Annotated in this window: 11 protein-coding genes and 1 tRNA gene; 8 read left to right on the top strand and 4 right to left on the bottom strand. The window is 60.6% G+C overall.

The annotated features are described in order from the left end of the window. Positions 1-10: 10 nt before the first annotated feature. Positions 11-1,030, top strand: coding sequence for a class 1 fructose-bisphosphatase (locus AC07NT_RS11600; RefSeq protein ID WP_498598874.1), 1,020 nt, complete (start codon positions 11-13; stop codon positions 1,028-1,030). An 11-nt stretch (positions 1,031-1,041) separates the two neighbouring features. Beyond that, positions 1,042-1,117, top strand: a tRNA-Thr gene (locus AC07NT_RS11605). Positions 1,118-2,123: 1,006 nt separating this feature from the next. Here AC07NT_RS11605 and AC07NT_RS11610 read toward each other — a convergent pair. Further along, positions 2,124-3,131 carry a tyrosine-type recombinase/integrase gene (locus AC07NT_RS11610; protein ID WP_498598873.1) on the bottom strand — a complete coding sequence of 336 codons (1,008 nt, stop codon included), beginning with the start codon at positions 3,129-3,131 and terminating at the stop codon, positions 2,124-2,126. Further along, positions 3,128-3,988, bottom strand: a complete 861-nt coding sequence (locus AC07NT_RS11615; protein ID WP_498598872.1) for a rolling circle replication-associated protein — start codon at positions 3,986-3,988, stop codon at positions 3,128-3,130. The genes AC07NT_RS11610 and AC07NT_RS11615 overlap by 4 nt, the downstream gene beginning before the upstream one ends. A 1,375-nt stretch (positions 3,989-5,363) precedes the next feature. Between AC07NT_RS11615 and AC07NT_RS11620 the strand changes: the two genes are divergently transcribed. Further along, the gene (locus tag AC07NT_RS11620; protein ID WP_498598871.1) at positions 5,364-5,540 is read left to right on the top strand and encodes a hypothetical protein; all 177 of its coding nucleotides are present in this window, start codon (positions 5,364-5,366) and stop codon (positions 5,538-5,540) included. 87 nt (positions 5,541-5,627) lie between these two features. On the opposite strand, the gene AC07NT_RS11625 is transcribed toward AC07NT_RS11620, so the two are convergent. Both AC07NT_RS11625 and AC07NT_RS11630 read right to left on the bottom strand, forming a co-directional pair. Continuing rightward, the gene (locus AC07NT_RS11625) at positions 5,628-6,914 is read right to left on the bottom strand and encodes a gallate dioxygenase (protein WP_498598870.1); all 1,287 of its coding nucleotides are present in this window, start codon (positions 6,912-6,914) and stop codon (positions 5,628-5,630) included. Between the two features lie 38 nt (positions 6,915-6,952). Beyond that, positions 6,953-7,927: a Bug family tripartite tricarboxylate transporter substrate binding protein gene (locus tag AC07NT_RS11630; protein WP_498598869.1), complete on the bottom strand. Its 975-nt coding sequence runs from the start codon at positions 7,925-7,927 to the stop codon at positions 6,953-6,955. A 159-nt stretch (positions 7,928-8,086) separates the two neighbouring features. Here AC07NT_RS11630 and AC07NT_RS11635 point away from each other — a divergent pair, with 159 nt between their 5' ends. The 5 genes from AC07NT_RS11635 (at position 8,087) to AC07NT_RS11655 (ending at position 15,605) form a co-directional block, all read left to right on the top strand. After that, entirely contained in the window at positions 8,087-8,989 is a 903-nt protein-coding gene (locus AC07NT_RS11635; RefSeq protein ID WP_498598868.1) for a LysR family transcriptional regulator, read from the top strand. Between the two features lie 726 nt (positions 8,990-9,715). Then, entirely contained in the window at positions 9,716-10,612 is an 897-nt protein-coding gene (locus AC07NT_RS11640; RefSeq protein WP_498598867.1) for a DUF4007 family protein, read from the top strand. Then, entirely contained in the window at positions 10,605-13,943 is a 3,339-nt protein-coding gene (locus AC07NT_RS11645; protein ID WP_498598866.1) for an ATP-binding protein, read from the top strand. The genes AC07NT_RS11640 and AC07NT_RS11645 overlap by 8 nt, the downstream gene beginning before the upstream one ends. Next, complete coding sequence (locus AC07NT_RS11650; protein WP_498598865.1) at positions 13,936-14,781, top strand: phosphoadenosine phosphosulfate reductase domain-containing protein; 846 nt, start codon at positions 13,936-13,938, stop codon at positions 14,779-14,781. Before AC07NT_RS11645 ends, AC07NT_RS11650 begins: the two co-directional genes overlap by 8 nt. Beyond that, positions 14,760-15,605, top strand: coding sequence for a hypothetical protein (locus AC07NT_RS11655; RefSeq protein ID WP_498598864.1), 846 nt, complete (start codon positions 14,760-14,762; stop codon positions 15,603-15,605). Before AC07NT_RS11650 ends, AC07NT_RS11655 begins: the two co-directional genes overlap by 22 nt. Positions 15,606-15,608 lie beyond the last annotated feature (3 nt).

Here is a 15,608-nt window from a genome sequence, read left to right on the forward strand (position 1 = left end):
CGGAGCCCTTATGTCTTCCAAAATTTCCCTTACCCGTTACCTGGTCGAACAGCAGCGCGTGCACGGTCACATTCCGTCCGAGCTGCGCCTGCTGCTCGAAGTGGTGGCCCGCGCCTGCAAGAGCATCAGCCAGGCCGTCAACAAGGGTGCACTCGGCGGCGTGCTGGGCAGCGCCGGCAGCGAGAACGTGCAGGGCGAAGTGCAGAAGAAACTGGACATCATCGCCAACGAGGTGCTGATCGAAGCCAATGAATGGGGTGGCCACCTGGCCGCCATGGCCTCGGAGGAGATGGACGACATCTACGCTGTGCCGAATCGCTATCCCCTCGGTGAATACTTGCTGCTGTTCGATCCCCTGGATGGCTCCAGCAACATCGACGTCAACGTCAGCATCGGCACCATCTTCAGCGTGCTCAAGAAGCACAACGACGACCCCAAGACTGCCGAACCGGTCAGCGCGAGCGACTTCCTGCAACCGGGCAAACAACAGGTGGCCGCCGGCTACTGCGTTTACGGCCCTCAGACCACGCTGGTGTTGACCGTGGGCGACGGTGTGGCCATGTTCACCCTGGACCGCGAGCAGGGCTCCTTCGTGCTCACCCAGGAAAACGTGCAGATCCCGGTCGACACCAAGGAATTCGCGATCAACATGAGCAATATGCGCCACTGGGACGAGCCCGTGAAGCGCTACATTGACGAATGCCTGCAGGGCAAGGAAGGCCCGCGTGGCAAGGACTTCAACATGCGCTGGATCGCCTCCATGGTGGCCGACGTGCACCGCATCCTCACGCGCGGCGGCATCTTCATGTACCCATGGGACAAGCGTGAACCCAACAAGCCTGGCAAGCTGCGCCTGATGTACGAAGCCAACCCCATGAGCTGGCTGATCGAGCAGGCCGGCGGCGCTGCCACCAATGGCCGCCAGCGCATCCTGGACATCCAGCCCACCAGCCTGCACGAACGTGTGAGCGTGATCCTGGGTTCGAAGAACGAGGTGGATCGGGTCACCAGCTACCACGCCAAGGTATAATTTCGCCCAACGCCGGTGTAGCTCAGTCGGTAGAGCAGCTCATTCGTAATGAGAAGGTCGGGTGTTCGATTCATCTCTCCGGCACCACTCTTAAAAGCCCCTCGCTGTCATGGTGAGGGGCTTTTTTACGTAGCTAGCGCGTAACTTGTTAAAAATCCTACTCCCAAGTCCGCCGCTTATCAAATTCCATAAAACAAAATTTCCCAGTAGCATGTCAATCACAAGACTGCTTTGATTTCACGCGTGTTAGGCCATGCCTGGCATATTGACATGGCATCCTCCTATGCGCCCAAGATCTACCAATGCCGAAAGCCCCAGATAACGCAAAGTAGCCGGGGGGGTACCTTCCTCCAACGGCGAACAAACCATAAAGGGGAAATAACCACGCTCATCGGAAATTCCCATTTGCAAATCTCCACCAATGCCGGGGTAGGTATTCTTAGAGATGATCTTAGAAATGACTGACTTAGGTGCCCGCCACCATTGAATCGATCCGTACTCCAAACCGGCCCTCTCCCTTTGAATTTCCTTAAGAATCTGATCCCTGCACTCCCCAAGAAGGAGGATCTGATCCTCAGCAGAAGTACACGCCTCCGAACAATCAACCCTAAAAACTTGCGCAGAAACGATAGGAGTTAAGTGGAAAATCCTGAACCGTGACTCCACGCAGCAAAATCCAAATATTGAGACCTCCGCAAGCGCACGATCCAATAAGTGCTGATTCCGGGAATGGGTAAGTCGATGCAGCAACCGCGCGACAAATTCAGCGATGTGGTCCAACCTCGGAACGCTCCCGTCAACGCTCGCCAAACGAGATAAAAGAGGCGGCAATGCGGAATACAAATTCAACCCAATAGCGGCATTGCCGGCATACGCAAAACCGATAGTGTGCGAAAAATAACAGTCAGAAAAAAAACCGCTTGAGTCAGGTCGGCAACACTGGATTGGCAAAGAAAAAAGCTTTGTAGCCTCGTCTAACACGCTAACTCTCTCATTGCCGGTAGACGATAAACGCGTATCTCCGACTGCCCAAATATGCGGCGCGGGCATCTCTCGATTGATCCAAATCGCAACAGTAGTCATACGAAAGCCCCTAAAGGAGACGAATAAATGAGTCTAGTCGACCAGCAGCAACTTGTAGCCCTTCCGGCGCAACATGCGCATAGCGTTCGACCATCGACTGCGTTTTCCATCCTCCTAGACGCTGCAGCTCATGGGTAGGAGTCCCAGCCTCTCGATGCCATGTTGCGAAGGTATGGCGCAGGTCATGCCAGCGGAAGTTCTCTATCCCTGCCCGCTTTAACGCCGCTCTCCATGCCTTTGTGCTTACCTGCTCGACTGGGTTACCCTCATAAATGAAAACGTGCGTCGGGTGGTCGCCTTGGCGCCTTACCAGTACATCCATTGCCGCAGCATTGAGAGGAACTGAGTGGGCCTTGCCGTTCTTGTGCTGATCAGCCGAAACCCATAGGTGCTGACGCTCCAGGCTAATTTGCTTCCATTGGAGTCGCTTCACGTTCGCCTGTCTCAGCCCGGTTGCCACGGAAAAACGCGCCATATCAGCCAGGTGGTCGGGTAGCTCGGCCAGCAGGCGGGCGAATTCCTCTCGCGTGAGCGAACGAACCCGACCGTCTGACTGGCGCATCATTCCGACTTTGGGCACTCGGTCTATCCATTCCCAGTCGTAGCAAGCGCGGCGCAGGATAGAGCGCACCAAGGCCATATAGCGATTGACCGTGGAGGGAGTAACGCCCTTAGACCTCACACGCCGCACTTCATCCAGCAGTTCCCGATTGATCGTGTTCAGGGAGCGGGCACCGAGGTGTGGCTGGAACCACCGAATCATGGATTTATCCCATTCGTGCGTACGCTTGTGGCAGGTCTCTTCCAGCCATTTGGCTGTTGCGTCATCCCACGTGCGAGCGGGCTTGGTCCCGATCTTGTCGAGCTCCCATCGCTCCGCACAAAGCTTGTCATGCAACCGCTGCGCCTGGCGCTTGTTGCCCGTGCCTGTGCTTTTGTAGAAGTCCCGCAACTCCCCCCGGATTGGAGGGAGCTTGATCCACCAATTGGGCGAGTCCTTGCGTTTGTACAGGCTCATGGCACGTACATCCTTGGACGTATGTTGAGATCTATGACCCACCAGAAGCCGTCCTTCCAGCGATGCAGACCCCACCGCAACTGTTCACCAACGCAGGCCGGCAGGTCATCGAAAACAACGCGAGCCATGTCCAGCAAGGTGTAACCAGTAAACCGCATGCGTTCTGGTTTTGGCACTGTGACACCCCGGCTTGAGCTAAAGCGGTTGCTCCATGGCTCTCCATCGGCAAATGCCTTGGTCATGTACTTGGAGATATACGCCGCGATCTTGGATGGTGCTCGACTGCTGTTGCGCTTACGCGCCTGGACGTCAATGTTTCCGCCCATCTCGCCAGCAACAGCACGCCAGACAGCCCGAATGACGTTGAAGCTTTTGACCTTCACGCCGTTTGCGGCTTCCAGCTCCGCCGGGAGGCGATGCACGGCCATATGGGCGTGCCATGCACCCCTCTTTTGCCGCTCAAACGCGGCCACATAGAACCACCCCGGGATGAGCTTGGCCATCCTCCGGTTGAATTCCTTCATGTGCCGTTTGAGTTGCGCCCAGTCCGTCATGTTTTGGGCATATGTCAGCGTCAGCAGGGTATCGATACCAGCAGCCTTGCAGAGATGTCGGACACGGGTTTTGGCACGCTTCGCCGCACGCTCAAGGTTCGCTTGCCTGCGGTCCTCTTCCGTTGCGGCCATGCACTCCAGGCGATGCTCGTATGCGATATCGGACAGCTCCCCGACGTGCTCCCAGGTCTTGATAGGGGATGTCCGGTACTCAAAATGTCCATTACCCAAGGGACGCCGGACCAGCTCATACCCTCCGCCTACGTGACAACGCAGGATGTCACGTCCTACAATGCGTTCCATCGACATTCCCCTTTTGAATGTTGGTCATGACCCCCGGAGTGTTCGTAGCACTCGCGGGGGTTTTCTGCTTCCCAGGGCGCGAAGAGGTGCGAGGGCGCATCACTGCGTTGCCCGCGGAATCAGATGGTTTGAATGGCCTCTGCTGGGCTTGCATGGGGGGAACACCCCCCATACCCCCAGACAAGGTGCGTTGAGGCTGTGCGACGCTGTTTTGGCGCCTCCAGCTGGCATAGAGCCGATCGGTGAAGGCGCTCATGGCATCGCCTCCCCAGGCGTGTAACCACGAACGCGTAGATCCTCTGCGCAGTGGGCGTGCAAATTGAGCAGCCAGCGCATTACATCGGGAGGTGTAGTCCCGAGCTTGACCCCTTGCTCCGCGATCTGAACCAGCCAATCACAGGAGCAATACGTTGTATGCAGCGCCTCAGTAGACACACTAGCGGGGGCGGTCATGACTTGCCCCCTCGTCAACCCGCAGGCACATTCCAGCAATAAGCTGGCCAGCTTCCTTAAGGAAAGCCCTCTGGGCGCGACGTCGCTCGGCCCGATTCTCGAAGGCATCAGCGTTGACATGCAGAACCGCTGTCCGAGCCACGGTGTCAACGGACAGCCGGAACACATCCACTTCCTCGGAGAAGCAGCGCTTCCCCGTTTCTGTTGTTCCAAAGTGTCCTAGTGATAAATCTAGGGGCGGGTGCGCCGCCCCCGTCCGGAGCGCAAGCGCTTCCCGGAACGGGGTCGCCGCAGCCTGCCTACTCGTAATTGCCTTAGCCATACCTGGCCTCCACACAGTTTCGTTGTGAACACGCAGCAGCCGACCCGAGCTAGGAGCTTGGATGCGTTGAGGCGTGGATTGGAGTGCAGGGACCGCGTACCGGGTAACCGGTACTCCTGCTAGGTCAGGTTCAGGTACGTGGACCTGTGGCGCGAAGGCCGAATGAAAGTCATTCTGATACCAATGAGACGGGCGCGTCAAGCTTTTCGCCTGACGAATGCAGCAAATAGCAAACATTCGCGTAACTCCTATGTAGTCAATGACAGCCACCACGAGTTACACGCAAGGGGCAAAGGCCCCGCCAGAAGCAACCTAGACCGATTCGTAATGAGAAGGTCGGGTGTTCGATTCATCTCTCCGGCACCAAACCAAAAGCCCTGATTCGCAAGAATCAGGGCTTTTTTCTTGGCGGCCCGGCGCCCTCTCGCACCGGACTCACTCCGGCCCTTTTTTCCGCCCCATCCGGGAAGACTTTACGCACAAGGTGCGCAAGGTGTGAAATTTGCCGCACAGACTGCGCTAAATCGTCGACCCGGCCGTTGACCTATAGGAGGGGCGAAGGAGAATGCGTCTGGCCTGTCCTTCAGGCAGGATCAATCCATGCACCCAGCCCTTCCCCCGTCTACCGAAGACGCCGCGCGCGAGATCGAAGCGATGGCCCGTGCGGCGGCCCTGCTCCTGGACATCGGCGACCTCAAGAGTTCGGAAAACGTGGCCCGCCTGCTCATGGCGATCGAGCAGCGCGCCGCGGAAATTGCCCGCAATACCGCAACCTGAGCCCGATGCCTCAGGTCCGACAGGATGCCCGACGCACGGTACCAGCGCTCTTGGACCCAGCGCGATTTTGAAGCGCCTGCGCCTCGACTATTTGCTTTCGACCCAGTCCTTCTTGCCCGCCTCCGTGCTCGCCACCGAATACAGCACCGGTGAATTGCGCGTCTTCTGGAAATCTTCCAGACTCTCGCCGCGCATCGCTGCGTAGATGTGCAGGTTGGAAACCCCCAGTACGGCGCCGAGCTTTTCCAGGCCGAAGAAGATACAGCCGTAATGGATCATGCCGCGCCAGTCACGCCGACGCAGCAGGTCCTTCTCTTCTTCGCTCAAACCGGCCTGGACGTAACTCGCCTCCTCGTCCAACTTGAAGGCCGTGCGGTGCGCGGGGTCAATCATGTCGTGCAGGAACTTGTTCAGGCGATAGGTTCTGACGCTGCGCTCCAGATTGAAGGGATAGGTTCCTTTTAGCCGCTCGGCACCTGCCAGCTGCTCGACCATGCGGGCACGGTGGCGCGCGACTTCACCGGCCAGGGGAACCGAGGCCTCGTTCTCGTAGATCGCGGTGGCAATGCCCGTCATGGACGGCAGATAGTAGGTCTGGTGGATCTTCTTCACCTGGGCGGACAGTGCCCCGCGCATGATGAGCCACATGATGATCTCGGCGCCCTCCAGGCCACCGAGCTCGGCCAGTTCGGCCTGGGTCATCTCGGTCACACGCACGGGGTCTTTCTCGATCAGGTCGAGGAACTGGGCGTCCCAGGCCGTGTTGTTGAAACCGGCGCGCTCGCCATGCACCTGATGCGAAAGACCACCTGTGGCGACGATGGCCACCTTCAGGTCCTCGGGGTAACTCTCAATAGCCCGGCGCAGGGCTTGGCCCAGCTTGTAGCAACGCAGGGCCGAGGGCACGGGGAACTGCAGCACACCAACCTGCAGCGGCACGATCTGCACCGGCCAGTTGGGCTCATGCGGGCACAACATGGACATGGGCGAGAAGCAGCCATGGTCCAGCGCCTTGTGCTGGAAGAAGGACATGTCGAACTCTTCGGCCACCAGCGACTGCCCGATGTGGCGGGCCAGCCCCGGGTGGCCGGGCAGCGGCGGCAGCTTGCGCGCGCCACCGCCTTCATCGGCCACGGGGTAGCTCTCGCCCACCCCCAGACTGAAGGCCGAGTAGTGGTCAAAGAAGAAGGAGGTGATGTGATCGTTGTAGATCACGAACATCACATCCGGCTTCTTCTGTTCGATCCACTGACGCACCGGACCGAAGGCCTCGAAGATGGGGCCCCAGACCGGGTCGTCCTTCTGGTTCTTGTCGAAGGCGAAACCGATGGTGGGTGTGTGCGAGGTGGCGATGGCGCCGATGATCTGTGCCATGTTCGTCTTCCGTGTTGCTGTAGGGAATACCTGGAACTTCAGTCCAGTGCAGCCTTGGCTTTCTGGATCACGGCCGCCTGGCGTGCCGATTCGGCCTGGATGTACTGCGCGAATTGCGCGCCCCGCAAGGACGACAACTCATAGCCGAAGGACAGGTACTTTTCCTGGATGTCGGCCTCGGCCAACACCTTGTCGACATCCCGCGTGATCTTCTCGGCCACGGCACGCGGCAGGCCCTTGGGCGCGGCGAGTGTGGTCCAGCCGCTGACCTCGAAGCCTGCGGGGCCACCAGCCTCGGTAAAGGTCGGCACATCCTTGTAGGCGGGAATGCGGCGCGGTGCGGCCACGGCCAGGAACTTGATCTTGCCCGAGCGGTAAAGCGGTCCGGCCGTGGCGCTGGTGCCAAAGGCGAAGTCCATGTCACCCTGCGCCACCGATGTGTAGAGCTGCGAGGTTTCCTTGAAGATCACGTGCTGCATCTCGGTACCGGTGACGGTCTCCAGCAGGGCCGAGCCTAGGTGGACAGGATTGCCAACCGACCAGGAGCCGTAGTTGAGCTTGCCGGGATGGGCCTTGGCGTCGGCGATCAGGTCACTGGCATTCCTGTACTTGCTGTTGACCGATGTGGTCAGGAAGAAGTAGGTCTTGAACAGCGGGAGCAGCGGATCGAAATCGTTCTGGGGGTCGTAGGGCAGCTTCTTGAACAGGTGCGGATAGGCTGTGAGATGCACGTTGTCGAGCTGTATCAGGTCGTGTCCATCGGTGGCACCACGCTTGAAGGCATCGATGGCGATGAAACCATTGCCGCCCGGGCGGTTCTCCACCAGCACCGGCTGGCCCCAGAGACGGGAGAGCTTGTCGGCGACCATGCGGGTTACACCCTCGGGGCCGCTACCCACCGGGAAGGGTGTGATGATGCGCACGGGCTTGGTCGGGAAATTCTGGGCCTGTGCGACCAGGGCCAGCGTCAGGCCCAATGTGATGAAGATCTTGGTGACGATCGGTTTGAGCATCTCGGTTCCTCGTTTTTGATTTCGGTCAATTCCACTCCGGGGAGCGGGCGTGATTTTGGACAGGCACGGGCCAGCTGCACAGATGCCAAATTCACGGTCGCGATAACATGGGGTTATCGCGACCGTGTTTCACGGCCGCCATCCTTTCCCGTCCTGACCATGAAACTGAGCACCTTGCAGGCCCTGGTGGCCGCCATCGAAGACGGCAGCCTGCGCAGCGCCGCCCGCCGCCTGAACGTCTCGCAACCCGCGCTGACCAAGATGATCCGCGAGCTGGAGATCGAACTGGCCGCGCCCCTGCTGGTACGCACCTCACAAGGCGTGCTGCCCACGGCCCAGGGCCAGGTGCTGTTCGAGCGGGCGCTCAAGGTGTCCAAGGAGTTGCAGACGGCCACCGAGCAGATCAGCCAGCTGGGCGGGCAGATGAAGGGGGAACTCAACATCGGCGCCGTGCCGGTGGCGGTGATGCTGCTGATACCGGAAGCGCTACGGACTTTCGGGCGGGATTTCCCCGACATCAAGCTGCGTGTCAGCGAAGAACTCTACATTGCACAGCTGCAACGCCTGCGCTCGGGGCAGGTGGATGTTGCCGTGGGTGGCATCCCCACCGGCCTGTCCAGCGGCGAGTTCATCACCGAGGAGTTGATGACCACCACCATGGTCGTGGTCGTGCGCAAGGGCAGCCCGCGGGCCAGGGCCAGAAGCCTGGCCCAGCTCTCGGATGCCAGATGGGTCTACACCGGCTCCTCCACGGACACGGGCTACGCCAAGCTGCTCTTCGAAAACCATGGCCTGCAAGCCCCGCCTGTCGGCGCCGTGGTCAACTCCACGCTGACGCTGCTCTCGCTGGTGGGCTCGGGCGACTACGTGGGCCTGCTGCCGCGACAGATCGCACAACACCCGCTGGCGGCGCCCTACATCAGCATCGTACCGGTAGCCGAAACCGGGCTCCCACTCAGGGTCGGTGTCATCATCCGCAGCGACTCGGTGATCTCACCGGCCATCCGGCACTTCATCGCACACCTGCACCGCGCGGCACATCAGCTGTCCAAGCTGGATTGATGCCGATCCCTGCGGGACATTGAAGGCGCAAAGAAAAAAGCCGCTGCATTTACATGCAACGGCTTTTCGATTTTTGGCGGAGTGGACGTCCCCTTTTAAACTAATAAATACGAGGGAAAATTTGGCATTTGATTTTTTACCCCACATAAAACCCCACTAATTACCAGCCACAGTTATCGCAATCCATCGAGCCACACCCAAGACGAATTCAGGCTCGGGCGGGATGTCCCCTTAACGATGTGCCCAGGTGGGGAACGCGCATGACGGCAGTTATGTAGAGGGCGCTCAGAGCTTTTTAAGCAGCGCGTCCCACATCTCAAACGTCTATGCTGTATATAATTACAGTATCTATGAATAAGCCGATGCCAACCCAATGGATCTCGCGATGCGCAGCGCGTCTTGGGCAACGCTGGACGACGGTTCCTCCGACCGAACTCGAAGAAGTGGCGGTTGATCTTTGGCGGGACTTGCGATTTAGGCCGCTCGAGCCGGAAGACGCGGCGGCCGCGTGGCTCAGCCCGGTCGGCGTCAATCGTCCGGACCTAGACTGACAGAAACGCTCATGCGCCGGTTCGGAGCAGCGTTTCCCCTGTTGAGTTCGAATGCCTGTGCATCTAAGATACACATCGGAGTGCAGACGTCTGCACTTACCCCTGCCCCCACTTACTGGTCGAAGTCATCCAGTAAGATGCGGGTATGAGGAGAAAAAATACTGCTGAAAGACCCGTGGCGCATTTCGCTGGCCATGAGACGTTTCCTTTACGGCAGATGTGGCTCAAGAAAGCGTTCGACCAAGCCAAAGATGGTGTAGTGAAACGCTCCGCCTTCGCTGACGAGGCAGCCATCGCCGAATTTGGCGTCGGTAAGAACATGGTGGCAGCCATCAGGCATTGGGCCTTGGCGTGCGACGTGATCAAAGAGCCCGACGGCAACGCGGACTACCCGTTGACGGAAAACGGGCGGCTCATCTTCTCCGACGACGGATACGACCCTTACGCCGAGCATCCCACCACGGCTTGGTATTGCCATTGGTGCCTTGCGGGCCGGGGAACGCGTGCGACAACTTGGTATTGGCTTTTCAACCACGTGGTGGGCCCCACGTTCACGCGCGATGAGCTCGAGGAGCCCTTGGCCGACTATGCCAAGAGCATCGACGCCAATCGGCGCCTCTCGCCTGCGACCTTCTCGCGGGACATCGAGACTTGTATCCGCGGCTATGCGCCCCGCGCGTCCGGCGCGTCGCCCGAGGAATACGCGGAGCCCATGCTCGCCGAGCTCGGCCTCATCTACGAGGAGAAGAAGGGGCATTTCGCCTTTCGGAGAGGCCCGAAGTCCACCCTGAGCGACGGACTGTTCGCATTCGCGCTGCTGGACTTTTGGAAAAACAAGGGCGGCAGCCAGAACTCGTTGGCCTTCGAGACTATCGTGTATGGGGAAGGCTCGCCGGGCCGCGTGTTCAAGCTCGACGAGGAGTCGGTCGCCGAGCGACTTTTTGGGCTTGCCGACCTTACGCGCAACGCACTGACCTGGACGGACTCGGCAGGCTTGCGCCAAGTCATGCGCGACCCATCTAAGGGAGCTCAGCTCCCCGATCGCATGTTGAAGAAGGCCTACCATGGCTAAGCGCGGCGAAGAGCCACTATCGGAATTTGTCAGCATTTCGCGGCTGTATCAGCGCTCGATCCGAATCGATGTCGACCTGGGGCGAACTGACGCCCTCGACGGCTACATCTGCCACGCGACTGCGCGCGGCGCTCTGGAGAGCATGGCCACGCAGCTCGCGCAGAGCAATCAACGAGCCTTCACCCTCACCGGCCCCTTCGGCGGAGGCAAGTCATCGTTGGCCGTCGCGCTCGCGAGCGCCCTCTCAGAGTCCAAGCCCGTGCGCCAAAAGGCTCGTGACTTGCTGCGTACCTCGGAGATTCCGTCGTTCGATGAGGCGTTCGCATGCAGGCGCGGCTGGCTGATTCTTCCGGTCGTCGGCAAACGGGCAAGCGTCGTCGAGGAGCTCACCAAGGCTCTGCACAAAGCGCGAGGAGCGCGAGGTGAGCCGAAAAGGCTTACCCCCACCGCTCTGATCGATCAACTCTGCGAAGCCGCGGAGTCGCGAGTCTGGGACGGCGTCTTAGTCCTGATCGACGAGATGGGGAAGTTCCTCGAAGCCTCCGCGCTTGAGCTCGGGGACGATGTCAACTTCTACCAAGACCTTGCGGAGCGCGCTGGCCGCGTGAAAGGCAAGATCGTAGTAGTCGGCATCTTGCATCAGGCGTTTGCCCAATACGCGAAGCGCCTGGGCATCGAGACCCGCGACGGGTGGGCGAAGGTCCAAGGCCGCTACTCCGACATCCCGCTCGTCGCCGCGAGCGACGAGGTCGTCGAGCTCATTGGGCGCGCGGTGATCAGCAAGATCCCGGAGGATCGGGGCGACCCGGCAGCCGAGGCGGTAGCGTCGTCGATCCGCGCGCGGCGGCCGGCCGTCGGCCCCGATTTCGCCACGAGCCTCGCCAAGTGCTGTCCTCTGCATCCGGCGATGGCCGCCCTGCTCGGGCCGATCTCCAAACGTCAATTTGGCCAGAACGAGCGCAGCGTGTTTGGCTTCCTGGCATCCGTGGAGCCACACGGGTTCCGTTCCTACCTGCAGGCGACGCCCTCGAAAAGCCAGCGCTGGTATCGGCCCGACGATTACTGGGACTACCTGCGAGCCAATTTGGAGCCGGCGATTCTGGCCTCACCCGACGGACACCGCTGGGCGCAGGCCGTGGAGGCCGTAGAGAGGGCCGAGGCAAAGAGCGGCGACAAGCTACTTGTCGCATTGATGAAAAACGTGGCGGTCATCGACCTGTTCCGCAACGGTTCGGGGTTGGCCGCGGAGCTCGACGTGCTCGCTGCGATCTTCTCGGATGTTCCTAGAGAGCGAGTTGACGCGGCGCTCTCGGAGCTTGCCGCGATGCGGGTATTGCTTTTCAAGAAGCACATCTCGGCCTGGTCGGTATTCGAGGGCAGTGACTTCGACATCGAAGCGGCCATCGCGCAGACGCGCTCCGCTCAGCCCGCGCTCGATTTCGGCTTGCTATCGAGCCTCGCGAACCTTCATCCCGTGGTCGCCAAGCGGCACTATCACAAGACCGGGACGATGCGCTGGATGAACATGGCGCTCTGCCGGCTAGCGGACGCCTCGAATCTCGCCGAGAAGTTTGAACCGGTGGCAGGCGAATTCGGAACGTTCCTCCTCGCTCTGCCCGATCGAGGCGCGGACCTCAAGGGTTCGTCGCGCCTGGCCGCGCAGCACGCGCGGCTGCGACCTTGGCCCGTCGTGGTGGGCGTGCCCCCAAATTTCGCGAAGATCGAAGACCTCGGCTTCGAGCTCGTCGCGCTTCAACAGGTCCAAGCCCGACATGAGCTGCAAGGCGACGCCGTCGCGCGGCGCGAGGTACACGCTAGGCTTGCCGAGGTCCGCTCCAGCCTCCAAGAGGAGCTGCGGGCCGGCATTCTCAACGCCCGCTGGCAGTTCGACGCCGAGCCAGCGGAGAGTGGGCTGAAGCTGTCCCGCATCGCCTCCAAGCTGGCCGACAAGCTTTACGATCAATCCCCCGGGGTGTGGAGCGAGCTCGTGAATCGCGAGAGCCCGTCTAGCAACAGCGTCAAGGCGCGTCGCGACCTTATGCACAGGATGCTCTCACACGAGAGCCTGGAGAACCTCGGCATCGAGGGATTCCCTGCGGAGCGCGGGCTGCATGTTGCGCTTCTCGCCCACCCGAAGCTGCATGTGCAAGCGCCCGATGGCCAATGGAAGTTCTCGGCCCCGCGCGACGACGAGTCTGCGGGCTTCAAGGGTCTCTGGGAGGAGACGCGAAAGCTGCTGGGCGACTCTGCGGCGCGCGTTTCGGCGACTGATATTCTCGCGCGTTGGGCGGCCCCTCCGATTGGCATGAGGGCCGGCATCATGCCGGTCTACCTGACGGCCTTCCTGCTCTCCAACAAGGGAAACTTGGCGCTCTACAAGGACGGCGTGTTCGTCCCCGAGTTGACCGAGGCAGACCTCGACGAATACCTTCAAGACGCGAGCCGATTCTCGCTGCGTTGGATCGTGATCGACGAGCAAAAGACGGCGATTCTCGAAGGCGTGGCCAAGGTCCTCTCCGAGCTCGGAGCCGCGCCGGAGTCCATGGACCCCTTGGAAGCCGCGCGCGGCCTGGTGGCCGTCGTCTTCGCCCTACCCGCCTGGTCGCAGCGCACGATGCGCTTGAGCGCCAAGGCCCGCGCAGTTCGCGACACCCTTCTCAAAGCGAACGACCCTCACCGCGTGCTGTTCGTCGACCTGCCGGCCGCACTTGACGGGAAAGTGGGGGCCCAGTTCGTCGAGGAGCTGCGCGCGCCGGTCGCCGAGCTTGTAGGCGCATACGACCAACTCTTGCTCGGGATAGAAGAGGCCATGCTCGCCGAGCTTGACGCTTCTCGCGACGACCTGGCGAGTCTGCGCCGCCGGGCCGAGACGCTCGAGGGTGTGAGCGGCGACCTTCGCCAAGAGGCGTTCTGCGCTCGCTTGGCCAAGCACGACGGTGGCCGCGCGACCATCGAAGGCATTCTGAGCTTGGCTGCGAACAAGCCTCCGCGAGACTGGAACGACCGCGATATCGACGCAGCGAGCCTCGACATCGCCCAGGCTGCCCTGCGATTTCGGCGCGATGAAGCCTTCGTGGCAGTCAAGGGCCGCAAACCCAAGACTGAAGCGTTTGCGGTGGTTTTCGGAGCCGGTCCCGAGACGCGCACGCTCGCGCGCGCATTCTCCATCCCCGACAAGCACGCGCCGAAGTTAGACAAGCTCGTCGACAGGCTCGTCGCGGACCTGATGGCGCAAGGCCTGGACACCGAACTGCTGTTCGCGGCTCTGGCGAAGACTGGCATGCGGCTCAGCGAGAAAGACATCAAAGACAGGAGTTCCACCCATGGCTGAACGACATGTGCTCGGCATCTCGGGCGGGCGCGACAGCGCGGCGCTGGCGGTTTACGTCAGGCAGCATCGCCCCGAGCTCGACGTGGATTACTTCTTCACCGACACCGGCAAGGAGCTGCCGGAGGTCTATGAGTTCCTAGGCCGCCTCGAAGGCTTCCTGGGCAAGCCGATCGCCAGGTTGAACCCGCGCCGCGACTTCGACTTCTGGCTGCGCGAATACAACCATTTCCTGCCCTCGCCTCAGACTCGATGGTGCACTCGCCAATTGAAGCTCGCGCCGTTCGAGCAGTGGGTCAAGCCAATGCTCGCTGCGGGAGACATGGTGACAAGCTATGTGGCGATCCGATCCGACGAGGACTACCGGGAAGGCTACAGCGCCAAGCATCCCAATCTGAAAGTGAGCCTGCCCTTTCGGGAGGCGGGGGTCGACAAAAAGGGAGTGCACGACATCCTCGAGTCCTCGGGCGTTGGGATGCCAAAGTATTACGACTGGCGCTCTCGCAGCGGCTGCACTTTCTGCTTCTTCCAGCAGAAGATCGAGTGGGTCCGCTTGAAGGAGCGGCATCCCGACGCGTTCGAAGAAGCTAAAAGCTATGAGAAGAACGCCTTGGAGCATGGCTCGCCCTTCACTTGGTCGAAGGGTGAATCGCTCGACGAGTTGGAGAAGCCAGCCCGCGTGATCCAGATCGTGGCGGACTACGATCGCCGCAAACAACGAGACCTGGCTAACCGCCCCGTCAACCCACTGCGTCCCACCTCGATCGCCAGCTCCGAGGACATCGACGACCTTTTCGGCGAGGACGAAGGCGGCGGTGCTTGCGTCGTTTGCCACAAGTGATCGGCTCGACACACGCCAGCACAGGAGCACCAGCCCCCACCAAGCTCGAGCCGATCGATCGGCATGCGATGGCCATGGTAGCGATTATGGTGCGATGGCCCGACCGGGTGGATTGGTCCCTCGCCGCGGACTGGCTGTCCATCGTCGGATCGCTCGGCAGCGTGTCCCTGGATTCCGAGAAACTCAATCCGGATTTTGGTTGGTGCTCGGAAGCTGACGCGTTCGATGCGGCACGAGAGGACTTGTTGACCGCGTTCGTGCGCGAATTGACTCAATTTAGCTTTTGCTGGGGAGCTCTCGAAGCCGCATTGAACGTCATGGCTTTGGAGCGACCTGCCAGGTCGGACAAACGCGGAAAGATCCAAACCGCGTGTAGTTTCATCCGTAAGCACTTCGCGTCTCACGCCGTCATCGCAGGGCTTGATGAGACGGTCCAGCGATTCCGCTCGGCTGCCGCCGAATGCCTAGGAGCTGACGGCGTCGAACATCGCTTTCGCGCAGGGGAACCTTTCGGCAGCCAGGCCGTCGGCCTATTCACTGTCTACGAGCTACGCAATAAATTCGCGCACGGAAGCCTCAATTTCCCAATGCCGGACTACGAGGGCAACCCAGTCAGCGAGCACGCTGAGATGATCGCCAGCGCAAGCCGGGTCGTCCTGCTCCAGCTGCAAATGCTTCTGCTTGCCTACTCGAAAGAAGCTTCGACACCAGTCCAAAGCGTTGGCTACCACCTGGCGCTGGGGGAAGAGTTCGACGATGTCGACGTCCCGCTGAATTTCGCGCTGCGCTGCTGCCACCTGCAAGCCGTCGAAAAGCCCGACTAGGCT

The sequence above is a fragment of the Hylemonella sp. GW821-FHT10B10 genome (assembly GCF_059415585.1).